This window comes from Vibrio sp. QJM3NY_26, assembly GCF_057786005.1.
Genome location: NZ_CM173515.1, coordinates 2,694,795 through 2,718,549, shown reverse-complemented (window position 1 = coordinate 2,718,549; position 23,755 = coordinate 2,694,795). Strand labels below are relative to the sequence as shown.

Here is a 23,755-nt window from a genome sequence, read left to right as displayed (position 1 = left end):
TTTTTGTTTGTTGTTTGGTGAGTTGACCAGAACTTAGATTTTCTCTACCGAATTACGGCGCACCAAAGTAGGAGAGAACATCATTGGCTCCGTTGAGGTGTTTTCACCTTTGGCTAAGTGCAACGCGAGTCGTGTCGCTTTCTCTGCCATCATCTGAATCGGGTAGCGAATGGTGGTTAGCTTTGGATGAACATAGCGTGCAATCAAGCCATCATCGAAACCGATGATCGACATTTTGTCCGGCGCTTGAATACCGTTTTCATCTAGGACAGATAAAGCACCTGCCGCCATGTAATCGTTGTACGCAACAATGCCTGTGATTGGCAGTGATTTAGTCAAAAGGTTGGTCATGGCGTATTCACCCCCTTCACTGGTGGGAGCTGAGTACTCAATATAGCTGTCAGATAACGCTATTTTGTAATCCGAGAGTGCTGACAAGTAACCTTGTACACGCTCATCGGCATCTTCAATGCTGTGCGATGAAGCGATACAGGCAATATTTTTATGACCATGACGGATCAGATATTCAGTCGCAAGATACGCGCCTTTCTTGTTGTCCAAGAAAATACAACGGTTGGCAATCTCAGCAATATAGCGATTGATCAGCACTAAGCCTTTGACTTCTTTTGCATAGGCGATCAGTTCTTCGTCTGTCAGGCCTTTTGAGTGGATCACTAAGGCGTCGCAACGGCTATTGATCAGTAACTCAATCGCTTGTCTTTCTTCTTCACGATCGTGTGAGCCATTACCGACGAGGATATGCTTTCCGTTCTCACGAGCGACATTATCGACAGCCTTAACCAGCGTGCCAAAAAAAGGATCGGAGATATCACCAACCAACACACCGACGGTATTGGTGCTCTGGCTTACCAGCGCGCGAGCATTGGCATTCGGGCGATAGCCGAGTTTAGACATCGCTTTGGTGACGGATTCAATTGAGTTCGCACTTGCCTTCGGAGACTTATTCACGACTCGAGATACGGTTGCAACAGAAACACCAGCTTCCCTTGCGACATCTTTAATTGTTGCCATTTTTAACCTCTATACATTGCTGCATCTATTTAACACCGACAATGAGTGCAAGGCAACGAAACTCTCATTTTACTTCCAGTAATGAGATCTTTACCGCTTGTAATTATTAGGCTTAATGCTAGTGTAAACATTTACATTTTACTTAATTTTAGTAAATAATTTAATGAGTGAAAATAAATCAATATAGGAAGTGAGAAATGGATACTGTCTCTTATGGTGACTTTGCTAAGTTAGAAATGCGTGTGGGTAAGATCATTGAAGTTGTGCGTCATGAAAACGCAGACAAACTGTACATCGTGCAAGTGGATATCGGTGAGAAAACACTACAAACGGTGACCAGCCTAGTCCCTTATTACACAGAAGAAGAGTTGATGGGTAAGCAGGTTGTTGTTTTGTGTAATCTAGCGAAGGCGAAGATGAGAGGCCACACTTCTGAGTGCATGTTGTTATGTGCCGAAACGGAAGATGAATCTGAAAGTGTATTGCTGACACCGGAACGTGCGATGCCTGCAGGTATTCGTGTCGTTTAAGATCGCTTTAGGTTGGTGAACTATCCAGTTCACCAACCTAGGTTAACTCGCGATGTAGATTAATTAACTGTGTAGATCAATTAACTATCTACATCCATTAATAACGTACATCAACTAGCTTCGAACAGTCAGTATCAAGCCATCAATCACACTGTGGTGGTGATCTGAAACCCCAGCAAGATTGCCGTATTTAGGCTGGTGGCGATCATTTTCTAATGGGTGATGCCAACCTTGTGTGTGTTGAACAAAGTGCGCCGCAAAGCTTTCAGACACTTCTAAACATCCTGCTAATACCGTATCGACATAGGTTTGAACGATAGGGCTGTTTTCGCAAGGTGCTTGAATCTCGTCTTTGATGTAAACCCAGATCGATTGATCCTGTTTAAACTCATTTTGGCTTTCTATCTGAGAGGCCTTTAATTCGATTCGGTGATAACCACGCTCACGGCGATCAAACTCAGTCAGCGCAATATCATCCACCTCAAGTAAAACTCCATTCACTTGTCCCTCACCGAGATTCACGATCAAAGGTGACAAAACATAGCTGTCATCGATCTTACTCCAGTGACGAACTAGGCCATGCACTATCGCAGGAATCGCTTGTCCTGTTTGACCTGTGAGTTGACGAGAAGAGGAGTTGATCAAGCTACCATAACCAAAAATATACATCGCGTTCCCTGTCTGTTCTTTTGTATTTAAGACTAGTCTTACTATATGTTTGGCTTCATCAAATGTCAGTAGTTTTTTAGTTTACACACTTGTGAGTCCAAATGACTTTTATGGGGCGTGTTTAATTGACACTTTTTTGAAGCGTAAAGACTCCTTGTTGCTTGTTTTTATTGGCTTTATACCTTTGGCGCGTTTCATGCATTACGTTAGGCAATATTGCAGTGATGATTACTGCATCATGAATTTGACTATGAAATAGCAATTCCCAGAAGCCACTCTTGGCTTGTTATCTGAAGTGAGGAACGAGTTTGTTAAATATCACAGATAAAAGTGTAGAAGATGCGATTCCTGCATATCTTCGATTAGGTTTTAGACCTTTCTTCTTTTTAGGCAGTCTCTATGCTGTGATCGCGATTGTGGCTTGGGTCATCATGTTCCAAAACGGTCAGCCAGAAATGCTAAAAGTACCGGCGCTTTGGTGGCATGTGCATGAAATGCTGTTTGGCTTTGCCATGGCGATTGTGGTCGGCTTTGTTTTAACGGCGGTGCAAACGTGGACTGGAGTCAATGGCACTAAGCATTATCGATTGGCTGCTCTGGTGGGATTATGGCTTGCACCGCGTATTCTATTTTGGACCCCCGCACCGTTATGGCTGATCTCATCGGTTGAGGCGTTGTTCTTAATCTTCGCCGCTTACGAAATTGGTTTCCGAGTTGTGAAATCGAAAGGCTGGAAGAATCTATTCTTTGTACCGCTGTTTATATTGGCTATCGTGGCGAACTTTGCTAGTTACGCAACTATTAAGGGTATGCCTCCATTTCCATCGTCTGCAGTTTGGCAAGCGATGTTGTGGTGGTTTACCTTGCTGCTATCAGTGATGGGGGGGCGAGTTATTCCGTTCTTCACGGCACGTCGCTTCGATTTTGAAAAAGCACAACCACTGGTTTGGTTAGAATGGTTAGCGAATCTACCTTTGGTTTGTTTATTTGTATTGAGCTTCTTCCCATTGACCTTTGCTCAAGTCGGCAATGAGTTAATGGTATTTGCAGGTGTGACTCAATTGGTGCGCTTTATCCGCTGGAAACCTTGGACTACGTTATCTGAGCCCTTGGTGTGGTCGCTGCATGCGGCTTACCTATGTATCCCTTTAAGCTTGCTGCTACGAGGTTTATTAGACAACCCGTTCGCGAGCCACAACATGCTGCACTTGTTTGCGATTGGCGGTTTGAGTGGATTAATTCTTGCGATGATTACGCGCGTGACAATGGGGCACACGGGGCGTGCTATCTATAAAGGGCCAAGTATGGCGTTAGCGTTCTCGGCTATTTTTATCGCGGCTTTGGTTCGCAGCGTAGGTGTGACATTCTTCCCAGCGTATTTATTTGAGATGGTGAACATCAGCGCGGGTTTATGGACGTTAGCATTCGGGTTATTTATCTGGAAGTTCGGCATGATGCTTTTAACGCCAAGAGTGGATGGTCATCCTGGGTAAGCGTATTGATTTTCGAGCCCATTTTGAAAGGGAAGCACTGAGCTTCCCTTTTTTGATCGCAGCAAAGCTCCATTCTCAAAGGTCTATTCTCTTAGTGAGTATTCTCGGCAAGATATTGGCGGACTTGTGCAATGAGATCTTCTTTGGCGTGAGGCGAAATGAAACTCGCTTCGACAGCATTAATACTGAATTGCGCTAATTCGTTTTTCGTCAGTGGATGAGCATTGGCGACGGCGAGGAAGTTATCATTCATATAGCCGCCGAAGTAAGCCGGATCATCGGAATTGATGGTGACGCGCAACCCTTTTCTCAGCAACTCGACGATATTGTGTTCTTGCATGGTGTTGAAGACCTTTAGCTTGGTATTCGATAGCGGGCATACGGTCAGCGGTGTGCGTTTAGCGATTAGCTGTTCCATCAAGTCTTCATCTTCTACACAGCGAACGCCATGATCAATACGGGTGATGCCCAACAAGCTCAGCGCGTCACTAATATTTTGCGCAGGGCCTTCCTCTCCGGCGTGCGCGACGGTCAGGAACCCTTGGTTGATCGCCTCTTGGAATACATGCTTAAACTTCTCCGGCGGGTTTCCTTTTTCCGACGAATCCAGCCCGACGGCAATGATCTTATCTTTGTAGGGAAGGGCTTGTTGGAGTGTTTCAAAAGCGCTGTCTTCATCAAGATGGCGCAGAAAGCACATGATCAGCTGGCTGCTGATCCCTAGTTCTTGCTCGGCTTGATTCAAAGCTTGAGTAATCCCACTTGTGATGACTTCAAAGGCAATGCCACGTTCGGTGTGGGTTTGAGGGTCAAAAAAGATCTCAGTATGAACCACATTATCTTGTTGGCACTTGAGTAGATAAGCCCAAGTCAGGTCATAGAAATCCTGTTCATGAATCAGTACGTTAGCGCCTTGATAATAGATATCGAGAAAAGACTGAAGATTGTGGAATTGGTACGCGTCTCTTACTTGGTCTGGGCTATCAAAGGGAATCGACACGTTATTGCGCTTGGCCAGTTGGAACATCAGCTCAGGTTCTAGCGTGCCTTCAATATGTAAATGCAGCTCAACCTTGGGTAAATGTTTGATGAAGCTATCCATAGCAACTCCTTAGCTATTTTAATTATGGGCGGAGTAGGCGAGACAGTAGAGTCTGTAAACCTGAGCCTGCAGGTTATCTCTTTCATTTATCTCTGTTTGAGCATAGTTCATTTCATTGTTGTCGATAAAACTGCACAGAAGTTTATGATGAATCGAGAGTTACGAACCCATTGAAATCAGGCGCAAACGATTTGCAGCAATGGAGTGTGATCCGCTGCAAATATTTGCAGCAATATTCATTGATTTGTGCTCTAATACCGCGCTTACCAAGGGATGGTGTTAAAAGATGCTCACTTAGATGGAGTTATCAAAGTGACCGATCCCTTAATGATCTCCCTTAGGAAAAAATAGAACATGTCTAAGAACAAAAAATTTGATATCCGCCTTACAGAAAAACGCAACGGTTGGTGTGCAGAGATTACTCGTCAAGTAACATCTCGCAGCACAACAGTATCTAAGCGTGAGTCTGGTTTCGAAACTGAAGCTCTAGCACAAGAGTGGGCAGAGAAAGAGCTAGCATCTTTCATCTCAAACCAAGCAGAACGTAACGAGCGTAAATCAGAGCAGCGTAAAGAGCGTGACGAACTACGTCACACTAAAGAGCTTAAAGCTGAGCAAGCACGTGAAGCACGCGCAAAAGCTCGTGAAGAAGAGCAAGAAGACGCTGAGTAATCCAGTGCACAATTAATTTACAGGTCCCTTAATTTTAAGATAAGGGACAAGTAAAAAAAGCCCCGATATAGCTTTTCTCTTTCTAGTTAAAAGTTTATCGGGGCTTTTTCATTTGTGGCGTATTAGTCTGGATCACGCAACCACTCATGGCTGGTGGCTACGTATCTGATTCACTAATTACCCGAATCCGGTCCTTAGTTGTTTAGCGCTGTCAGCCAATCGTCTTCCGCGACTTCTTCAATGTAACTCTCTACAGACTGTCCCACTTCATCATCATCTTGCTTGAAGTAAGCAATGTGGAATACTGCGTCACCTTCGTTTACCAACGGTAGAGTTTGTTGACCAATCACGATACCGCCTTTAGTGGTGATTACTTGGCCTTCTTGGTGACCCAATGGAGAACTGATGTAAGCCAGGGTTTGTCCTGCTTCAACTTGTTCGCCAAGCCTTACCATATTACGCAAAATGCCGTCTGATTCAGCGCGGATCCAACTGGTCGATTTACTCAATACTGGCTCTGGTAACTTCTTACGGTTAGGGCGCAGCATGCCGATTTCTTTCATCACTTGATGCACGCCAAGGTAACCCGCACGAATCGCTAGGTGATCAAAACGCAGCGCTTCACCACCTTCGTAAGTTAATACAGGAATACCCAGTTTTTCCGCTTCGCTGCGCAATGAACCATCACGCAGTGGAGAATCTATGATCACGGGTGTTGCGAACGCTTTTGCGATGCGCAGTGTTTCAGGGTTCGACAGGTTTGCACGGATCTGTGGCAAGTTAGTACGGTGAATCGCACCTGTGTGAAGATCCAGAATGTAATCACAGTGCTTCGCTACGTTCTCAAAGAAGGTGTGAGCGATGCGTGATGTCAGTGATCCTTTTTCACTTCCTGGGAAGCAACGGTTCAGGTCACGACGGTCTGGTAGGTAACGAGACTTATGGATAAAACCAAATACGTTAACGATAGGCACAACAAGTAGTGTTCCTTTCAGTTTCTTTGGATCAATCGCATTGGTCAGTTGTCGTGCAATCTCAACACCGTTTAATTCATCTCCGTGGATCGCCGCGTTTACCATCAGTGTTGGGCCCGCTTGACGACCATGAATAATTTCAATCGGGATCGAAAGTGGAGAATGCGTGTAAAGCTGAGCCGCTTGCAGTTCAATCTCCATTCTCTGTCCTGGCTGAACAGTATAACCAAGTAATTCGAATGGTTGATTAGGTTTTAGTCTTGCCATTTAGGTTGTTCTCAACATGGTGATAATTCGTTAACACGGAATGTATCAATCGTTGATTTTTAGTACGAATCAATCGCTTTACGGTGACGACAAAACTTTTTTATGGAGGGGGTTCTTAATTGGTTTCTGTTTTTGATTTGGCTAGTTAGAAGGGGTTTAGAATTGTGAATTTCCTGACAATACATTGATTTAACGCTGATATTTATTGTTCGGTTGGTTGGTATTATCCATCGCCATTTTTTGGCGGCCAAATTCAAATATCGAGATCAAAATGAAAAAAACAATTTCAAAAGTTGTAGCACTAGCGGTGGTATCTGTTGCTCTATCTGGCTGTGTGGGTAGCAACGCAGTAACCGGTTACCTAATGAAGTTCAACATCAAGGCTGTTGACAACCGCTACGCTCGTGGTGGTTTGAACATACTACTTGCACCTGCGTACGGTCTAACGGTTGCTGCCGATTACCTAGTATTTAACTCACTAGAGTTCTGGACGGGTAGCAACCCACTAACAGGTGCTCCGCACATCTTTGATACTAAGACTGATACTTACCTTGATATCAACGATCAGCTTGATAAGTCACTGACTGAAGCGCCAGTAGGCCCGATCACGAGTGCCGATATGATTGAGAAAGGTCAAATGCAGCAGATCGACGAAAACACTATCCAAATGGACATCACTTACCAGTCTGGTGAGCGTGCGACGTTAATCGGTGTTCGTGATGGCGAGATGGTGACGTACTTCATCGACGGCGAAGTAGTGGCACAAACTTCAATTGATGAGCTAGAAAGCTACGCGGCTTCACGCGCTTAATTATTTAGTCACAAGTAGCAGTGACAAAGATTAGATACAAAAACAGGTACTCATTGAGTACCTGTTTTATTTTGTTCTTAATAAACGGTGTTTACTGAAAAGTGCTATTTATTGAAGAGCCCATTTATTGGAAAACACCATTTACTGAAAAACACATAGCTAATCGATTTATGCTTTTTCTGGGATCGCAGCAAGTAATGCAACCATTTGGTTCCAGAACAATTCAACAGTATCGATCTTCACTTTCTCATCAGGAGAGTGTGGGAACTTGATCGTTGGGCCGAAAGAAACCATATCCATATTCGGGTAAGGTTCTTTGAATAGACCACATTCAAGACCAGCATGGATAACCATGATGTTTGGCTTGTGACCGTAGATACCTTCGTACATGTCTCGGAAGATATGCATGATTTCTGAATCAGCGTCTGGTTTCCAACCTGGGTAAGCACCAGAGAACGCGATGTTAGCCCCTGCTAGTTCAGCAACAGAATGAAGCATGCTTTCTACTTGGCTACGGCCAGAGTCGATAAGAGAACGGATCAAGCAAAGTACTGTGATTGAATCTTCTTCCGTTGTGATAACACCTACGTTTAGAGATGTTTCAACAACACCTTCAATCTCGTCACTCATACGAATCACGCCGTTTGGACATGCGTTAAGTGCTGCGATAAAGCGAGCTTGGTCTGCTGACGCTAGTGCGCCCATTTCTACAGAAGCTTCTTCATTGAAAGTCACGATGCTGTCTTCTACTTTACCTAGCTCTGTTGAAAGCAGCTCTGTGTAGTAGTTGTATAGTGAAGCCAGTTTTTCTTGGTTTGCCGCAGGAACAGCAACCGTTACGAAACCTTCACGAGGAATTGCGTTACGAAGGCTACCACCTTTGAATTCGACGATGCGAAGGTCTAGCTCTTTTGCGTGACCCGCTAGGAAGCGAGCAATCAGTTTGTTTGCGTTTGCACGACCGGTGTGGATGTCACAACCAGAGTGACCGCCTTTTAGGCCTTTTAGCGTTAGCTTGCGTGTTACGAAGTCAGCTGGAATCGCATTACGTGCAATTTCAAATGTCATTGCACCGTCGATACCGCCCGCACAACCCATGTACACTTCGCCTTCTTGCTCTGAGTCAGTATTAAGAAGGATATCGCCTTCTAACCAACCGGCTTCAAGACCGAACGCGCCAGTCATGCCTGCTTCTTCATCTACAGTGAGTAGAACTTCGATAGGGCCGTGTTGGATTTCGTTTGAAGCAAGAACCGCTAGGCAAGAAGCCATGCCCATGCCGTTATCAGCACCAAGCGTTGTGCCTTTTGCTGTAACCCATTCGCCATCGATGTATGGCTGGATTGGATCTTTTGTAAAGTCGTGATCAGTGTCTTCGTTCTTTTGTGGAACCATATCGATGTGAGCTTGTAGCACGACACCTTTTTTGTTTTCCATACCCGGCGTTGCTGGCTTTTTGATGAATACGTTGCCTGTTGGGTCGCGACGTACATCTAGGCCTTGCTCTGTTGCCCACGCAATAATGTATTGAGCAAGCTCCTCTTCATGTTTTGAAGGGTGCGGGATTGAACAAATTTTATCGAAAAACTGCCAAATAGGGGCAGGGGACAATTTACTGATCTCAGAATGGAATTCAGACACGGATGACTCCTTTTTTATTTGATAACCATATATTTAGGGTTTCTATAGGTAAAAACTTAGAATAAAAATCTAAAATATGGGTCTGTTTTGATGGCAACAGCATACCACTTGAGCGTTTTGACGAGTAGCGGTTATAAACCTCAAATACCTCAAATTTTGAAAGCGGTCTTGTCCATCTGATCATAATTAAGAGACTTGATGCTTATAAATGGCGTAAGCAAACGTTTGTTTAATTCTATTGTGTAATTTAATTACATAAATAAGTTTTCAAAATAACCAAAATTGACCAAAAGTGTGACGTGTAGCAAAAAATACTTGTAATCTTTTTTCTTTAGAGTATATTAATAACCAACTTCTGAGATGAAGAGTAAATGCTCAAAGGATGAGTCCGTTTTATCGCCTCCAAGGAACCGAGAAATCAAATTCGTTTTTTATTGATTTATTAAGGTGATAGTTATGAAAGGTTTACCATCTGCAATGTTCTGGATTAACAGCTCTGTTTACACTAGCAACTTTGCATACCCTACAAGCTTTGGTTACTAATACCGTAAGCATGTAACTCGAACAGTTTTGTTCACCCCTATATATTGGAATTCTTTTACAGCCCTTTTGGTTGACAGATTCTACCGCCACTCAGTTTTGAGTGGCGTTTTTTTGCCTGCTACTTTCCCAAACCGCTTTCGCTTGTCACTTTCTTTGCTGTTCTTAGTGGTTATTTTTTAAACGCCAAAATATCAATTTGCGTCTTATTACTGATTCTGTTGAAAAATACACAACTCTTGTGGGTTTAAATTGAGAATATGATGGCTACATTCTCAATGGAAATAACCGATGGTTGAAAAAATAACCAAGTAATATTATCGCCTTTATTTTGATTAAACCATTGTTTTTAATCATTATTATTCTTGTTGCTTCTCGTTTTTAATCGCTTTGTTTCATACGGCATTCTGATAAATATCGATTAGAGCCTTAATTCTATCTGGAATTTGTTATTTGATAACTTTATAATCCACAGCCAATCGTTTACGCAACCGTTTACTTTTTACCCTTATAGGATTCGATAATGTTCGAAAAGCTATTCAAACTCAGTGAAAATGGCACCAATGTGCGCACTGAAATCATCGCAGGTCTAACAACCTTCCTAACAATGGCTTACATCATTTTTGTAAACCCAATGATTCTAGCTGATGCTGGTATGGACCATGGCGCTGTATTTGTAGCAACCTGTTTAGCGGCTGCTATTGGCTGTTTCATCATGGGCTTTGTTGCTAACTACCCAATTGCTCAAGCTCCAGGCATGGGTTTGAACGCATTCTTTACCTACGCTGTTGTAATGGGTATGGGTTATACATGGCAAGTTGCTCTGGCAGCGGTTTTCGTATCAGGCGTAATCTTCATCTTCTTAAGTATCTTTAAGATTCGTGAATGGATTATCAACTCGATCCCTATGTCTCTGCGTGTTGGTATCTCTGCTGGTATCGGCCTTTTCCTAGCGTTTATCGCGCTTAGCAATGCAGGCATCGTTGTTTCTAACCCAGCGACTAAAGTTTCACTGGGCGACATTACCGCGATTGCTCCTATTTTAGGCGCGCTTGGTTTCTTCATTACTATTGCTCTTGTTCACCGTGGTGTGAAAGGCGCAGTAATGATCGCGATTCTCGCTATCACAGCGATTGGTATTGCGATCGGTGACGTTCAATACGGCGGCATCATGTCGACACCACCGAGCCTTGCACCTACATTCATGCAGCTTGATTTCTCTGCTGTATTTGAAATCGGTATGATTTCAGTTGTATTCGCATTCTTGTTCGTCGATTTGTTCGATACAGCGGGTACTCTGGTTGGTGTTGCAACGAAAGCAAACCTAATCAAAGAAGACGGTAAACTACCGCGCTTGAACAAAGCACTGCTTGCTGACTCTACAGCAACATCTATTGGTGCATTGCTAGGTACATCAAACACAACTTCTTATGTTGAGAGTGTTGCGGGTGTTGCTGAAGGCGGTCGTACCGGTCTAACTGCTGTTGTTGTTGGTATCTTATTCCTACTGGCTCTTTTCTTCTCGCCACTTGCAGGTATGATTCCGGCTTACGCAACATCAGGTGCACTTTTCTATGTAGCAATTCTGATGATGTCTGGACTAGTTGGCATTGATTGGCGTGATCTTACGGAAGCCGCACCAGTCGTGGTAACATGTCTGCTTATGCCGCTGACGTACTCTATCGCTGAGGGTATCTCACTAGGTTTCATCGCTTACGCTGCAATTAAGCTGCTAAGTGGTAAAGGTCGCGACGTTTCACCTGCGGTATGGGTAATGTCCGTTATCTTTATTCTTAAATACATTTTCGCTTAATCGTCTAGATTTCTGCTTAATCGCTGAAGAGGCTATGTTTGAAATAGCCTCTAATAACATGACAAAATTATTAGGTTTTATACTATGAGCAACAAATTCATTATCACTTGGGACAACATGCAGACTTACTGCCGTCAACTTGCTGAAAAGCAAATGCCAGCAGAGCAGTGGAAAGGCATCTGGGCGGTAAGCCGTGGTGGTTTGGTTCCTGGTGCAATCTTGGCTCGTGAGCTAGGTATTCGTCACGTAGATACGATTTGTATTTCTAGCTACGACCACGATCACCAGCGTGATATGACTGTAGTTAAAGCACCTGAAGGTGATGGTGAAGGCTTCTTAATCGTTGAAGATCTTGTTGATAGTGGTGACACTGCACGCAAGCTTCGCGAAATGTACCCTAAAGCGAAACTGATTGCTGTTTGTGCAAAACCATCTGGCGCACACTTATTAGACGAGTACATCGTGGATATCGCTCAAGACACATGGATTGAGCAACCTTGGGATACTAGCTTAAGCTTCATTGAGCCAGTAAATCGCAAGTCAAAATAAGCGTAAACTTAGTTTTTTGAGAAATGACCCTTTATAGGGTCATTTTTTTTTATATGATTAGTAACAACCATTTCTTATTAAGTATCCCAATGTCTGAATCAGAAGAAACGAGCTCGAACCTTTCGGAAACCTTGTTTGTAAAGCACAAGCAGGCCAAAGAGACCTCAATGCTTACTCGCTACATGCCAAGTTCAGAAGAACTGTTGGATAAAAAGCGTGAAGAGCAGAACTCATCTTGGTATCGAAACCTAAGACGTCTTCAGTGGGTATGGCAAGGCGTTAACCCAATTGAGCAAGAAGCGGTATTGGCTCGCATTGCGTCATCAGACAATTCACGCACGACTGATGAGTGGCTAGACACCGTGATGGGCTACCGCAGCGGTAACTGGGCATACGAGTGGACCAAGCTAGGTATGCAGCATCAGAATCGTTCTAATGAAAAGAACGGCGAAGAAATGGCTGAAGAGTTATTTTCAGCATCGCTGTGTTTCAGCATTGCGGGCTACCCACACCTAAAGAACGATAACCTTGCTGCTCAGGCACAGGTATTAGCGAATGCGGCGTATTCTGAAGCGATCAAACACACCAAATTGATCGTCAAACAAATCGAAGTGCCGTATCAAAACAAAAAGATTAAGGCGAACTTACATCTAACCAAAACAGACAAACCACAACCTGTCGTGATCGTGAGTGCAGGTTTAGATAGTCTGCAAACTGACATGTGGCGTTTGTTTAGAGATTACCTAGCACCGAAAAACATTGCGATGCTAACGATTGATATGCCGTCGATAGGGCACAGTTCGCATTGGCCTTTGACGGAAGATTCTTCTTGCCTGCATCAAGCCGTGCTGAATGAACTGCCTAACATTCCATGGGTGGACCATCATAAAGTCGGTCTGTTTGGGTTCCGATTCGGTGGTAACGCGATGGTGAGGTTATCCTTCCTTGAGCAGCACAAACTCAAAGCCTGTATCTCTCTTGGCGCACCGATCCACGATATCTTTGTTCATGCGGACAAACTTAAGCAGATGCCTAAGATGCACTTGGACGTATTGGCTTCGCGCCTTGGCAAAGGAGCAGTGGATATCAATAGCCTTTCTGGGCAACTGATGGCTTGGTCATTGAAGGTGCAAGGCTTGCTGGCTAACAGTAAAACAAGTGTTCCTATTTTGGCGTTGGCTTTGGAAGGTGACCCTGTTTCACCGCATCTGGATAATCAACTGGTTGCTATTTACAGTGATTACGGCAAAGCGAAGAAAATCAAAACCAAATCAATTACACAGGGGTATGAGCAATCCCTCGAATTAGCGATAAAGTGGCTTGAGGATGAATTATTTAGATGACATTTCTCCGAAATTAGTTAAGCATGAAAAGTGTACAAAGTAAGTACCTGATACTCAGAGAGAATTTATAAAATCCAACTGCGTGTTTTCTACGTATTGCAGTCTGAGTAACGTCATTCTTAACATTGAAATGGAGATTCAATATGTCAGAAGTGACACAACAACCTACGCATTATCGCTTGTTAAACGTTTTAAAGGCTATTGGGCCTTACTTGAGGGAACCGCAATCAGAAGATGGTCATTATATTTTTGATTGCTTGTCTGTGTGTGTGAACGATAAAAAGTCACCAGAAGAGCGTGAGTTCTGGGGATGGTGGCTAGAGTTGGATAAGTCGGAAGAAGGATTTTCGGCGAAGTACAACACGGGAAAATACAACATCGATGGTAACTGGGATCCTTTGCCATTACCTAAAAAGGCGGTCGCTGAGGTGTCTCGAACTCAAGAAGCCTTTCACCAAAAGCTGGTTGACGAACTTCAAAAGAAATTTGAAATCGGCGTTCAGTTAGACGAAGAGTCTGTCGAATTCGTCTGATTTTAAAGGTTACTCTTCTCTATAAAGCAAAAAGGTGCGATTTCGCACCTTTTCTGCTTGTGAATTCTCTTGTTGATTGCTAAAACATCACCTCTTATTTGTTTTATTCATAAAAGACTTCATGACAACAAATCATCAAAGCGGGACAACAACACAGAGTAAAACTGTCGTTGTTAAACTGGGTACCAGTGTCTTAACTGGTGGAACATTGGCATTAGACCGCGCTCACATGGTTGAGCTGGTTCGTCAATGTGCTGAATTAAAAAAACAAGGCCACTCTGTGGTTATGGTTTCCTCTGGTGCAATTGCAGCCGGACGTGAGCACCTTGGTTACCCCGCACTTCCCAACTCGATGGCGAGCAAACAATTGCTTGCAGCAGTTGGGCAAAGTCAGTTGATTCAAGTTTGGGAGTCTTTGTTTGCTATCTATGGCCTTAAAATTGGCCAGATGCTACTGACTCGTGCTGATCTCGATGATCGCGAGCGTTTTCTGAATGCACGTGACACGATCAACGCGCTCGTTGAGCACGATATTATTCCGGTAGTAAACGAAAACGATGCAGTAGCCACCAATGAAATTAAAGTGGGTGACAACGATAATTTGTCGGCACTGGTTGGTATTTTATGTGGCGCTGATAAGCTTTTGTTACTCACTGACCAAAAAGGCCTGTTTACCGCAGACCCTCGTAAAGACCCAAATGCTGAGCTCATCAAAGAAGTAAAAACCATTGATGACACACTGCGTAAGATCGCAGGTGGCAGTGGTACTACGTTAGGTACCGGCGGTATGGCGACAAAACTGCAGGCGGCTGATATTGCTCGTCGTGCGGGTATTGAAGTGATCATTGCAGCGGGCAGTGCTGAGAATGTGGTGTTTGACTCATTGAGTGATAACCCACAAGGCACACGTTTCTTGCCTTTAGCTGAAGCGCTTGAAAACCGTAAACGCTGGATTCTAGCGGGACCAGCTTCTGCTGGTGACATCGTAGTCGACGATGGCGCAGTAAATGCCGTTAACACCAAAGGCAGCAGCTTGTTGGCGAAAGGGGTTGTTCGAGTTAAAGGCGAATTCTCTCGTGGTGAAGTCACTCAAGTCACAGACAGCAAAGGCAAAGTGATTGCGCGTGGTATCGCCAGTTATTCAAGCCAAGACCTAGCAAAAATTGCAGGCAAGCACAGTAAAGATATTGGCGACATTCTTGGATACGATTATGGGTCAGAAGTCATTCATCGTGACGACCTAGTTGTGATTCAAGAGTAGTTCGTGATGATAAGGCGATGCGCTGCGAATATACATAATCGTAAATCGCCTTTTTACATCCAAAGACAGACAGAATTTAGGGAGAGTTAAACGTGGATTTAACTAACATGGGTATTGCAGCAAAAGACGCTGCTTTCCACCTGGCGACCGCATCAACGGCGAAAAAGAACAAAGCATTGGCGATCATCGCTGATGAGCTAGAAGCAAACGCGGCAACGATTCTAGAAGCGAACGCGAAAGATATCGAACTTGGCCGTGAAGCGGGCCTGACTGATGCACTTTTAGATCGCCTGTTGCTCAACGAAGAGCGCTTAACAGGTATCGCTAACGATGTGCGTAACGTGATTAGCCTGAATGACCCAGTTGGCAGCGAAATGGACAGTAAGGTACTTGAAAACGGTATGTCACTGTCTCGCCGCCGCGTACCACTTGGTGTGGTTGGTGTTATCTACGAAGCGCGTCCAAACGTAACTATCGATATTGCAGCACTGTGTCTGAAGACAGGTAACGCAAGCATTCTACGTGGTGGTAAAGAGACGTTCTTCTCGAACATGGAACTGGTTAAAGTAATCCAGTCTGCATTAGAGAAAGCTGAGCTTCCTGCCGCTTCAGTTCAGTACATTGAAAAACCTGATCGTGAATTAGTATCTCAACTACTTAAGTTGGATGACTACGTGGATATGATCATTCCTCGTGGTGGCGCTGGCTTGCACAAGATGTGTAAAGAGAACAGTACCATTCCAGTGATCATTGGCGGTTTTGGTATCAGTCATATCTTTGTTGATGAAAGCGCTGACCTTGAAAAGTCTGTTGATGTGGTTGAAAACTCAAAAGTTCAACGCCCATCTGCATGTAACTCGCTAGATACATTACTAGTGCACGAAGCGGTTGCTGAAGCTTTCTTAGCGCAGCTAACACAGCGTTTAGCAGGTAAGGTAACCTTGGTTGCTGACGCCAGTGCAAAATCACTGCTAGCAGGTTTTGAAGACCAACGTGATGCGGTTGAAGGTGACTTTGACACTGAATGGCTAAGCTACACGTTAGGCGTGAAAGTGGTAGCGGATGTGGCAGAAGCGATTGACCACATGCGCGTACACAACGCGAGTCACTCAGATGCGATCATGACTAATAGTCTAGAGAGCTCAGAGCGTTTCATTAACTCTGTTGGTTCTGCGGCGGTTTATGTGAATGCATCAACACGTTTCACTGATGGCGCACAGTTTGGTTTAGGCGCTGAAGTCGCAGTATCAACCCAGAAGCTGCACGCTCGCGGCCCAATGGGCTTAGAAGAACTGACAAGCTACAAATGGGTAGGTAAAGCGAACTATTTAGTTCGCGGTTAACGCTGGTCGTTAATTTTACTCCTCAGCTCATTTTTGAAATGGCGATCGAGTAGCAATAATCAATGAATCACCACACAAAAGGGCCTTAATTGGCCCTTTTTCTTTCCTAACGTTTGGCAATTCCGTTACACTGATATTCAATTATTTGGAGGTGATATGCATTGTCCTTTTTGTTCAGAGAACGACACTAAAGTAATCGATTCAAGACTGGTAGCCGATGGCCATCAGGTTCGTCGTCGCCGTCAATGCCTTGCATGTAGTGAACGTTTTACGACTTTCGAATCGGCAGAACTTGTGATGCCGAAAGTCATAAAGTCGAATGGAAACCGCGAACCATTTAATGAAGATAAAATGGTGGGTGGTGTACAGCGCGCCCTAGAAAAACGCCCAGTGAGTGCTGATGCGATTGAACTTGCGATCAGTACGATTAAGTCACAACTCCGTGCAACTGGTGAGCGTGAAGTACCAAGCGAGATGATTGGTAATCTTGTGATGGGCCAATTGAAAGAATTGGATAAAGTGGCGTACATTCGTTTTGCCTCTGTTTACCGCAGCTTTGAAGACATCCGAGAGTTTGGCGAAGAAATCGCTAAATTAGAGGATTAACGCCTCAATCATGTCAAACTTTACTCCCCTAGATTTTCAAATGATGTCGCGTGCTATTCAGTTAGCCAAACGCGGCATTTACACCACTACACCCAACCCGAATGTGGGTTGTGTCATCGTACAAACCGACGGTCAGATCGTTGGCGAAGGTTTTCATGCCAAAGCCGGTGAGCCTCATGCTGAAGTACATGCCATGCGAATGGCGGGCGACAAAGCAAAAGGTGCGACTGCTTATGTCACGCTAGAACCTTGTTCTCATTACGGTCGAACGCCACCTTGTGCTGAAGGTTTGATTAAGGCTCAAGTTTCAAAAGTGATTTGTGCCATGCAGGACCCAAACCCAAAAGTTGCAGGTCGTGGTATCAAAATGCTACGCGACGCAGGCATTGAGGTTGAAATCGGTTTATTAGAGCAAGATGCTCTAGACTTGAACCCTGCATTTATCAAGCGTATGCAAACGGGCATGCCATTCGTTCAGTTAAAGATGGCGGCTAGCCTTGATGGGCAAACGGCATTGGAAAATGGTCAAAGCCAGTGGATCACATCGCCAGAAGCGCGTCGTGATGTTCAGAACTACCGAGCAAAGTCAGGCGCTGTGCTATCCACTAGCCAGACGGTGATTGAAGACAACGCGTCGTTGAATGTTCGTTGGGCAGAGTTGCCAAGCAGTATCAAAGATCATTACGCTGAAGACGAGCTGCGTCAGCCTATTCGCGTGATTCTTGATCGTCAAAATCAACTGCGCCCTGAGCTCAAGTTATTCCAAACTCCAACATCGGTATTGAGAGTCGCTGAAGCGTCTGCTGATATTGAAGTCGGAACCACAAAGGCAGGTCAGCTCGATTTACGCGATCTAATGCGTCAATTGCCTGCGAACCATATTGATCATATTTGGGTAGAAGCGGGCGCGACATTGGCAAAAAGCTTGATTGAAGAACAGCTGGTGGATGAGCTAATCCTCTATTTAGCACCTAAACTTATGGGCAGTGACGGACGAGGTTTGATGGGCGCATTAGGGCTCACTTCAATGTCTGACGTTATTGACCTAGAAATTAAAGATGTTCGACAGGTTGGTGTGGATATTCGCATTGTCGCGAAGCCTATTATTGCGAAACCAATTGCGGCTAACCAATAGTCGCGAAATAAATCGTGACGAAACCACAGTAGAAATAGTTACTCCAACTGCATACGTGTTGTTGACAACAAAAAGAGTTTTAAAATGTTTACAGGAATTGTAGAAGCCGTAGGTACATTGAGTGCAATCACTCCCCGCGGAGAAGACATCACCGTAACGGTTAATGTTGGTCATCTTGATATGGCTGACGTTAAGTTAGGCGACAGTATCGCAACCAATGGTGTGTGTTTGACGGTTGTTGAGTATAACGACCACAGCTACAGTGCAGACCTTTCGCTTGAGACCCTGAAAAAAACGGGTTTTGTGGATTACCAAGCTGGCGATAAGGTCAACCTAGAGAAAGCAATGTTACCGACCACGCGTTTCGGTGGTCATATCGTATCGGGTCACGTTGATGGTGTCGGTGAGATTGTTGAGCGTAACCAAGTTGGTCGTGCGATTGAGTTCTGGGTTGAAATGCCAGCAGAGATCTCAAAGTACGTGGCTCAAAAAGGTTCAGTCACCGTTGACGGCATTAGCCTGACTGTGAATGATTTACGCAAGAATGCGTTTAAGCTGACGATCGTTCCTCACACTTCTTCAGAAACCACCATCGACCAATTCAATGTTGGTCGTAAAGTGAATCTAGAAGTCGATGTATTAGCGCGCTACATGGAGCGTTTACTGCAAGGTCAGCAACAAGAATCTGAGCCTGAATCTCGATTAACGATGGAATTCTTACAGCAGAATGGTTTTGCCTAACCGTTGGTACAAAGTGCACTAAACATCACTTTGTAAAAGCGAGCAATATCATCAGGTTTAAATAGTGTCGGTTCTAGGAAGCAGAACCATTTCAAAGGATATAGAACAATGCCAATTAGTACTCCTCAAGAAATTATTGAAGACATTCGCCTAGGAAAAATGGTTATCCTGATGGATGATGAAGATCGCGAGAATGAAGGCGATCTGATCATGGCAGCAGAACATGTCACGCCAGAAGCGATTAACTTCATGGCGATGTATGGCCGTGGCTTAATTTGCCTAACGTTGACCAAAGAGCGTTCAAATCGCATGGGTCTAGCGCCTATGGTTCAAGACAACAATGCTCAATACACGACGAACTTTACGGTTTCAATTGAAGCTGCTGAGGGCGTAACAACGGGTATTTCTGCATCAGACCGCGCTGTTACCGTTCAAGCGGCTGTGGCAAAAGATGCGAAAGCGGCTGACTTAGTTCAACCTGGTCATATCTTCCCACTGACAGCTCAAGAAGGTGGTGTTCTAACACGCGCAGGCCACACTGAAGCAGGCTGTGATTTAGCTCGTCTAGCAGGCTGTGAGCCAGCTTCGGTTATCGTTGAAATCCTAAATGACGATGGCACCATGGCTCGTCGCCCTGATCTTGAAGTGTTTGCAGAAAAGCACGACATCAAACTAGGCACCATTGCTGACTTGATTGAATACCGCAACAACACAGAAACGACGATTGAACGTGTAGCACAATGCCATTTGCCAACAGAGTTTGGTGACTTTGAGCTTGTGACTTACCGTGACACGATTGATAACCAGATCCACTATGCGATGCAAAAAGGCGACCTGTCTGTGGGCGCTCCTTTAGTACGTGTTCACCTGCATGATACGTTTACCGATCTGCTTCACTCCGACCGTGGTACAGAGCGTAGCTGGTCACTAGATAAAGCGATGAAGCGCATTGGCGATGAAGGCGGTGTGTTGGTTATTCTGGGCAACGAAGAGTCGTCTGATTCTTTGATTCACAAAGTGAAGACATTCGAAGCGCAAGACAAGAACGAGCAGCCAACCATGGCGAAGAAGCAAGGTACCTCGCGTCGTGTTGGTGTCGGTTCTCAGATTCTTCAAGACCTAGGCGTGCACGATATGCGTCTGCTGTCTTCAAGCACTAAGCGTTACCACGCATTGGGTGGTTTTGGTCTTAACGTTGTTGAGTATGTTTGCGAGTAAGTCGATATATCTCTGTTTATAGCAACATAATTTACCGATGATTCCAGTGGCTCTTTTGGTGATTAGTTTTGCCAAAAGAGCAAAGTAGTTAAGCCCGATTCAAAACGTGTTAAATACACGAGCTTGACTACTGGTTGCTCCTATATGGTTGAGAGCCGTGCTGCGCTATCATCTTTACATCTCCGGTGTCTGTTCTTCTAAATTAGCATTAGATATTGCTCACAGTTTTGTGCTAGAATCCGGCGATTCTCACTTGATGAAAATAGTTAAAGGAAGGCTTATGAAAGTGATCGAGGGTGGCTTCCCAGCGCCAAATGCAAAAATTGCTATCGTTATTGCTCGTTTCAACAGTTTTATTAACGAAAGTTTACTTTCTGGTGCAATCGATACTTTAAAGCGTCATGGACAAGTAAGCGAAGACAACATCACTGTTGTTCGTTGCCCTGGTGCAGTAGAACTTCCACTTGTAGCGCAACGCGTTGCAAAAACAGGTAAGTTCGATGCGATTGTATCTCTTGGTACAGTAATCCGTGGCGGTACACCTCACTTTGACTATGTTTGTAGTGAATGTAATAAAGGTTTGGCACAAGTGTCTCTGGAGTTTTCACTTCCAGTCGCGTTTGGTGTTCTTACTGTTGATACGATCGATCAAGCTATTGAACGCGCAGGAACCAAGGCTGGTAATAAGGGTGCAGAAGCCGCACTTAGCGCACTTGAGATGATCAACGTTCTTTCTGAAATCGATTCCTAATGGGGGCCAGTGTGAAACCAGCCGCACGTCGTAACGCACGTCAATTTGCTCTACAAGCAATTTATTCTTGGCAAATTACTAAAGAAAATATTGCTATCGTTGAAGAACAGTTCTTATCTGGTGGTAAGTATGATGAAGAAGAGCATCATGCCGCAGAACCTGCTCTCGCTATGCCAGAAACAGACGTTGCATACTTCCGCGACTTACTAACTGGTGTTGCTCTTAGCCACATGGAACTTGATAGCAAGCTTCGTCCATTCGTATCTCGCCCTATGCAAGATCTGGATTTGATGGAACTAGCGCTTCTACGTTTAGCTATGTACGAGATGACTCGTCGCGAAGATGTACCATACAAAGTGGTTATCAACGAAGCTATCGAGCTTGCAAAAGTATTTGCAGCAGAAGACAGCCATAAGTTTGTTAACGGTGTGCTTGATAAAGCTGCACCACACGTTCGTAAGAAATAAGACGTTCGTATATTGAATCTAAAGGTCAGCTTTTATGCTGGCCTTTTTTGTAACTAAATTTCTGTAATATTAATAATACCAATCGTAGTAAATAACTGGTCACCCTAGCTTGCTAAAACGCTCGATAACTGCGTTAGAATTTTTGATTGTAGAATAACTACTTATCGAAAAATTCTGCCTTGTTCTCAAGCCTTTTCCCTATGCTAATTTTGATCACTTACTTACTGTGATTGGTATAATTACGGTGATTTGTATGAAGACTAAAGATAGGGCATGTGATGTCTGGCGAATTTAACCTGATTGAAAAATATTTTGTAAATCGACAACCACAACGTAAAGACGTACATCTGGCTGCGGGCGATGACTGTGCTTTAGTCAAAGCGCCAAGTAATGTTGAGATAGCGATCAGTACCGACACCTTAGTTGCAGGCACGCACTTCTTAGCAGAGGCGAACCCTGCTTGGGTGGCACACAAGGCTTTGGCTTCGAATATTAGCGACCTTGCTGCGATGGGTGCGACGCCTGCTTGGGTTTCATTTGCGTTAACCATGCCAGAAGTCGATGAAGAATGGCTTGCTCCCTTCTGTGACTCCTTCTTCAAGCTCGCTGACTACTTTGGTATTCAGTTAATTGGCGGTGATACAACCAAAGGGCCCCTAAGTCTGACATTGACTGTACAAGGTTTTGTGCCAGAAGGTCGAGCACTGCGTAGAGATGGCGCTAAAGTGGGCGACTGGATTTACGTAACGGGTAACCTAGGTGATAGCAAAGCCGGCTTAGAAGTATTGCTTGATCCTGAACAGAACAAAGTCAAATCTTATGCTCTCGAGCTTGAAGAAAGACACTATATGAGCGTTCCTCGAGTATTGGCTGGTCAAGCGCTCGTGAACCTTGCTTCGTCTGCTATTGATATCTCTGACGGTGTTATTGCTGATTTAAAACATATCCTTAAGCGTTCTCAGGTTGGTGCGAGCATTGATGTGAGTACGCTGCCAATTTCTCCAGAACTACGCCAGTTCGCATCTGATATTGCTTCGGCTCAACAGTATGCGTTGACCAGTGGTGAAGAGTACGAACTGTGCTTTACTGTGCCGGAAGAGAATAAAGGCTCATTGGAAAGTGCTTTGTCACACACTGGAACAAAAGTCACCTGCATTGGCCAGATAAGACCTGTAGAATATTTTGAATTACACAATAATGGTGAACCACTGAGTTGGAACTTAACTGGTTACGATCACTTTAAGGTTAATTGATGACAAACCCACTTTCTGCAATCTCTCTTAAAAATCCTTGGCACTTATTGGCAACGGGTTTTGGTAGTGGCTTATCGCCGATTATTCCCGGCACCATGGGCACGCTTGCGTCGATCCCATTTTATCTATTGCTGGTTCAGTTACCTTTCCCTATTTATGTCATTCTTGTGGTTGTGAGCTGCATTATTGGTATCAAAATATGCCAAGTGACGTCTGATGACATGGGCGTGCACGATCACGGCTCTATTGTATGGGATGAGTTTGCTGGCTTTTGGATCACAATGGGCCTAGTGCCGTTGTTGGGTATTCCTGTTAATGATTGGAAATGGCTATTCGCTGGCTTCGTGCTGTTTCGTTTTTTCGATATGGTAAAGCCTTGGCCAATTGGTTGGTTAGACAAGCGAGTTCACGGCGGCTTAGGTATCATGATTGATGATATCGTGGCGGGTATTATGGCGGCGATTTCACTGTATGCAGTGGCTCATTTTTCAGGTTGGCTCGTTTAAGAATCAATATCCAAAGCACTGACGATAATAGATAAAAACAAGGAATTACAATGTCTAAGAAGGTTTACTGTGTTGCTCAATTTCAGCCTAAAGAAGGCAAATTGAACGAGTTGTTTGAAGTTCTGAAATCACTAGAGCCAAACACAATGCGTGAAGACGGTTGTATCCAATATACAGTGACTCGTCACATTCAGAGCCCATTTGCAGAGGGTGAGAGTTTCCCTATTGCATTCAATGAGATCTGGGCGGACAACGAAGCATTCGAAGCACACTGTCAACGTCGTGAGATTCAACAGTTCTTCCAAGAGCAGTGTGTTGAAGAGACAGGCTTAGTTGAGAACTTCAACGTTGCTATCTACTCTGACGAACCAGAGAACTATGACGCACCTGTGCTTAAGCCTTGTTGCTAAGCAGGCTTAATTGCTAATAACTAACAGCTAAACAACGAATAGTTTATCAGTTAGCAGATACTAAAAAGGTTGACCCTAGGGCCAACCTTTTTTGT

25 protein-coding genes are annotated in these 23,755 nt (G+C 44.3%); 20 read left to right on the top strand and 5 right to left on the bottom strand.

What is annotated here, in order from left to right; translation table 11 throughout:
• Positions 1-33: 33 nt before the first annotated feature.
• Positions 34-1,032 carry a substrate-binding domain-containing protein gene (locus AC3CH4_RS11995; protein WP_017080052.1) on the bottom strand — a complete coding sequence of 333 codons (999 nt, stop codon included), beginning with the start codon at positions 1,030-1,032 and terminating at the stop codon, positions 34-36.
• A gap of 197 nt (positions 1,033-1,229) precedes the next feature.
• On the opposite strand from AC3CH4_RS11995, the gene AC3CH4_RS11990 reads away from it, so the two are divergent.
• Positions 1,230-1,562, top strand: a complete 333-nt coding sequence (locus AC3CH4_RS11990) for a tRNA-binding protein (protein ID WP_004734420.1) — start codon at positions 1,230-1,232, stop codon at positions 1,560-1,562.
• A gap of 114 nt (positions 1,563-1,676) precedes the next feature.
• Here the strand turns inward: AC3CH4_RS11990 and AC3CH4_RS11985 are convergent, their stop codons facing one another.
• The gene (locus tag AC3CH4_RS11985; RefSeq protein ID WP_004734419.1) at positions 1,677-2,231 is read right to left on the bottom strand and encodes a gamma-glutamylcyclotransferase family protein; all 555 of its coding nucleotides are present in this window, start codon (positions 2,229-2,231) and stop codon (positions 1,677-1,679) included.
• 308 nt (positions 2,232-2,539) lie between these two features.
• On the opposite strand from AC3CH4_RS11985, the gene AC3CH4_RS11980 reads away from it, so the two are divergent.
• Positions 2,540-3,724: an NnrS family protein gene (locus AC3CH4_RS11980; protein ID WP_488542994.1), complete on the top strand. Its 1,185-nt coding sequence runs from the start codon at positions 2,540-2,542 to the stop codon at positions 3,722-3,724.
• Positions 3,725-3,815: 91 nt separating this feature from the next.
• Here the strand turns inward: AC3CH4_RS11980 and AC3CH4_RS11975 are convergent, their stop codons facing one another.
• Positions 3,816-4,826: an adenosine deaminase gene (locus tag AC3CH4_RS11975; RefSeq protein ID WP_488542993.1), complete on the bottom strand. Its 1,011-nt coding sequence runs from the start codon at positions 4,824-4,826 to the stop codon at positions 3,816-3,818.
• Between the two features lie 354 nt (positions 4,827-5,180).
• Here AC3CH4_RS11975 and AC3CH4_RS11970 point away from each other — a divergent pair, with 354 nt between their 5' ends.
• Positions 5,181-5,498 (top strand): DUF3622 domain-containing protein, encoded by a 318-nt coding sequence (locus AC3CH4_RS11970; RefSeq protein ID WP_004734416.1) that lies wholly within the window; start codon positions 5,181-5,183, stop codon positions 5,496-5,498.
• Between the two features lie 194 nt (positions 5,499-5,692).
• Here the strand turns inward: AC3CH4_RS11970 and AC3CH4_RS11965 are convergent, their stop codons facing one another.
• On the bottom strand, positions 5,693-6,739 hold the full coding sequence (locus AC3CH4_RS11965; RefSeq protein WP_004734415.1) for a succinylglutamate desuccinylase/aspartoacylase family protein: 1,047 nt from the start codon (positions 6,737-6,739) through the stop codon (positions 5,693-5,695).
• Between the two features lie 271 nt (positions 6,740-7,010).
• On the opposite strand from AC3CH4_RS11965, the gene AC3CH4_RS11960 reads away from it, so the two are divergent.
• Entirely contained in the window at positions 7,011-7,550 is a 540-nt protein-coding gene (locus AC3CH4_RS11960; protein WP_065205066.1) for a DUF3332 family protein, read from the top strand.
• A gap of 168 nt (positions 7,551-7,718) precedes the next feature.
• Here the strand turns inward: AC3CH4_RS11960 and AC3CH4_RS11955 are convergent, their stop codons facing one another.
• A complete protein-coding gene (locus tag AC3CH4_RS11955) occupies positions 7,719-9,191 on the bottom strand; it encodes an aminoacyl-histidine dipeptidase (RefSeq protein WP_017087469.1) in 1,473 nt (490 codons plus the stop codon).
• Between the two features lie 456 nt (positions 9,192-9,647).
• Here AC3CH4_RS11955 and vcdP point away from each other — a divergent pair, with 456 nt between their 5' ends.
• The 16 genes from vcdP to AC3CH4_RS11875 all read left to right on the top strand — a co-directional run bounded on the left by vcdP (position 9,648) and on the right by AC3CH4_RS11875 (position 23,660).
• The gene (vcdP, locus tag AC3CH4_RS11950; protein WP_004734412.1) at positions 9,648-9,734 is read left to right on the top strand and encodes a small protein VcdP; all 87 of its coding nucleotides are present in this window, start codon (positions 9,648-9,650) and stop codon (positions 9,732-9,734) included.
• 520 nt (positions 9,735-10,254) lie between these two features.
• A complete protein-coding gene (locus AC3CH4_RS11945) occupies positions 10,255-11,544 on the top strand; it encodes an NCS2 family permease (protein ID WP_004734411.1) in 1,290 nt (429 codons plus the stop codon).
• Between the two features lie 84 nt (positions 11,545-11,628).
• Positions 11,629-12,093, top strand: a complete 465-nt coding sequence (gene gpt / locus AC3CH4_RS11940; RefSeq protein ID WP_017076234.1) for a xanthine phosphoribosyltransferase — start codon at positions 11,629-11,631, stop codon at positions 12,091-12,093.
• Between the two features lie 89 nt (positions 12,094-12,182).
• The gene (gene frsA / locus AC3CH4_RS11935) at positions 12,183-13,436 is read left to right on the top strand and encodes an esterase FrsA (protein ID WP_026012376.1); all 1,254 of its coding nucleotides are present in this window, start codon (positions 12,183-12,185) and stop codon (positions 13,434-13,436) included.
• A 143-nt stretch (positions 13,437-13,579) separates the two neighbouring features.
• Complete coding sequence (gene crl, locus AC3CH4_RS11930; RefSeq protein ID WP_004734391.1) at positions 13,580-13,969, top strand: sigma factor-binding protein Crl; 390 nt, start codon at positions 13,580-13,582, stop codon at positions 13,967-13,969.
• A 76-nt stretch (positions 13,970-14,045) separates the two neighbouring features.
• Positions 14,046-15,230 (top strand): glutamate 5-kinase, encoded by a 1,185-nt coding sequence (proB, locus tag AC3CH4_RS11925; RefSeq protein ID WP_017099520.1) that lies wholly within the window; start codon positions 14,046-14,048, stop codon positions 15,228-15,230.
• 92 nt (positions 15,231-15,322) lie between these two features.
• Entirely contained in the window at positions 15,323-16,573 is a 1,251-nt protein-coding gene (locus AC3CH4_RS11920) for a glutamate-5-semialdehyde dehydrogenase (RefSeq protein WP_488542992.1), read from the top strand.
• 156 nt (positions 16,574-16,729) lie between these two features.
• Positions 16,730-17,179 (top strand): transcriptional regulator NrdR, encoded by a 450-nt coding sequence (gene nrdR / locus AC3CH4_RS11915; protein WP_004734394.1) that lies wholly within the window; start codon positions 16,730-16,732, stop codon positions 17,177-17,179.
• 40 nt (positions 17,180-17,219) lie between these two features.
• Entirely contained in the window at positions 17,220-18,314 is a 1,095-nt protein-coding gene (ribD, locus tag AC3CH4_RS11910) for a bifunctional diaminohydroxyphosphoribosylaminopyrimidine deaminase/5-amino-6-(5-phosphoribosylamino)uracil reductase RibD (protein ID WP_479282576.1), read from the top strand.
• Positions 18,315-18,398: 84 nt separating this feature from the next.
• Positions 18,399-19,055 carry a riboflavin synthase gene (locus tag AC3CH4_RS11905; RefSeq protein WP_009847469.1) on the top strand — a complete coding sequence of 219 codons (657 nt, stop codon included), beginning with the start codon at positions 18,399-18,401 and terminating at the stop codon, positions 19,053-19,055.
• A 108-nt stretch (positions 19,056-19,163) separates the two neighbouring features.
• Positions 19,164-20,273 (top strand): bifunctional 3,4-dihydroxy-2-butanone-4-phosphate synthase/GTP cyclohydrolase II, encoded by a 1,110-nt coding sequence (gene ribBA / locus AC3CH4_RS11900; RefSeq protein WP_004734397.1) that lies wholly within the window; start codon positions 19,164-19,166, stop codon positions 20,271-20,273.
• A gap of 280 nt (positions 20,274-20,553) precedes the next feature.
• Entirely contained in the window at positions 20,554-21,024 is a 471-nt protein-coding gene (ribH, locus tag AC3CH4_RS11895) for a 6,7-dimethyl-8-ribityllumazine synthase (RefSeq protein ID WP_004734398.1), read from the top strand.
• On the top strand, positions 21,024-21,491 hold the full coding sequence (gene nusB, locus AC3CH4_RS11890) for a transcription antitermination factor NusB (RefSeq protein ID WP_488542991.1): 468 nt from the start codon (positions 21,024-21,026) through the stop codon (positions 21,489-21,491). Before ribH ends, nusB begins: the two co-directional genes overlap by 1 nt.
• A 278-nt stretch (positions 21,492-21,769) precedes the next feature.
• Positions 21,770-22,744: a thiamine-phosphate kinase gene (thiL, locus tag AC3CH4_RS11885; protein ID WP_114633930.1), complete on the top strand. Its 975-nt coding sequence runs from the start codon at positions 21,770-21,772 to the stop codon at positions 22,742-22,744.
• On the top strand, positions 22,744-23,250 hold the full coding sequence (gene pgpA / locus AC3CH4_RS11880; protein WP_029222303.1) for a phosphatidylglycerophosphatase A: 507 nt from the start codon (positions 22,744-22,746) through the stop codon (positions 23,248-23,250). The genes thiL and pgpA overlap by 1 nt, the downstream gene beginning before the upstream one ends.
• A 50-nt stretch (positions 23,251-23,300) precedes the next feature.
• Positions 23,301-23,660 (top strand): putative quinol monooxygenase, encoded by a 360-nt coding sequence (locus AC3CH4_RS11875; RefSeq protein WP_004734402.1) that lies wholly within the window; start codon positions 23,301-23,303, stop codon positions 23,658-23,660.
• Positions 23,661-23,755: the final 95 nt, after the last annotated feature.

Coding starts and splice junctions, on each gene's coding strand:
- AC3CH4_RS11995 (WP_017080052.1), bottom strand. CDS start 1,032: ATGGCAACAATTAAAGATGTCGCAAGGGAAGCTGGTGTTTCTGTTGCA.
- AC3CH4_RS11990 (WP_004734420.1), top strand. CDS start 1,230: ATGGATACTGTCTCTTATGGTGACTTTGCTAAGTTAGAAATGCGTGTG.
- AC3CH4_RS11985 (WP_004734419.1), bottom strand. CDS start 2,231: ATGTATATTTTTGGTTATGGTAGCTTGATCAACTCCTCTTCTCGTCAA.
- AC3CH4_RS11975 (WP_488542993.1), bottom strand. CDS start 4,826: ATGGATAGCTTCATCAAACATTTACCCAAGGTTGAGCTGCATTTACAT.
- AC3CH4_RS11970 (WP_004734416.1), top strand. CDS start 5,181: ATGTCTAAGAACAAAAAATTTGATATCCGCCTTACAGAAAAACGCAAC.
- AC3CH4_RS11965 (WP_004734415.1), bottom strand. CDS start 6,739: ATGGCAAGACTAAAACCTAATCAACCATTCGAATTACTTGGTTATACT.
- AC3CH4_RS11960 (WP_065205066.1), top strand. CDS start 7,011: ATGAAAAAAACAATTTCAAAAGTTGTAGCACTAGCGGTGGTATCTGTT.
- vcdP (WP_004734412.1), top strand. CDS start 9,648: ATGAAAGGTTTACCATCTGCAATGTTCTGGATTAACAGCTCTGTTTAC.
- AC3CH4_RS11945 (WP_004734411.1), top strand. CDS start 10,255: ATGTTCGAAAAGCTATTCAAACTCAGTGAAAATGGCACCAATGTGCGC.
- gpt (WP_017076234.1), top strand. CDS start 11,629: ATGAGCAACAAATTCATTATCACTTGGGACAACATGCAGACTTACTGC.
- frsA (WP_026012376.1), top strand. CDS start 12,183: ATGTCTGAATCAGAAGAAACGAGCTCGAACCTTTCGGAAACCTTGTTT.
- crl (WP_004734391.1), top strand. CDS start 13,580: ATGTCAGAAGTGACACAACAACCTACGCATTATCGCTTGTTAAACGTT.
- nrdR (WP_004734394.1), top strand. CDS start 16,730: ATGCATTGTCCTTTTTGTTCAGAGAACGACACTAAAGTAATCGATTCA.
- ribD (WP_479282576.1), top strand. CDS start 17,220: ATGATGTCGCGTGCTATTCAGTTAGCCAAACGCGGCATTTACACCACT.
- AC3CH4_RS11905 (WP_009847469.1), top strand. CDS start 18,399: ATGTTTACAGGAATTGTAGAAGCCGTAGGTACATTGAGTGCAATCACT.
- ribBA (WP_004734397.1), top strand. CDS start 19,164: ATGCCAATTAGTACTCCTCAAGAAATTATTGAAGACATTCGCCTAGGA.
- ribH (WP_004734398.1), top strand. CDS start 20,554: ATGAAAGTGATCGAGGGTGGCTTCCCAGCGCCAAATGCAAAAATTGCT.
- nusB (WP_488542991.1), top strand. CDS start 21,024: ATGGGGGCCAGTGTGAAACCAGCCGCACGTCGTAACGCACGTCAATTT.
- thiL (WP_114633930.1), top strand. CDS start 21,770: ATGTCTGGCGAATTTAACCTGATTGAAAAATATTTTGTAAATCGACAA.
- pgpA (WP_029222303.1), top strand. CDS start 22,744: ATGACAAACCCACTTTCTGCAATCTCTCTTAAAAATCCTTGGCACTTA.
- AC3CH4_RS11875 (WP_004734402.1), top strand. CDS start 23,301: ATGTCTAAGAAGGTTTACTGTGTTGCTCAATTTCAGCCTAAAGAAGGC.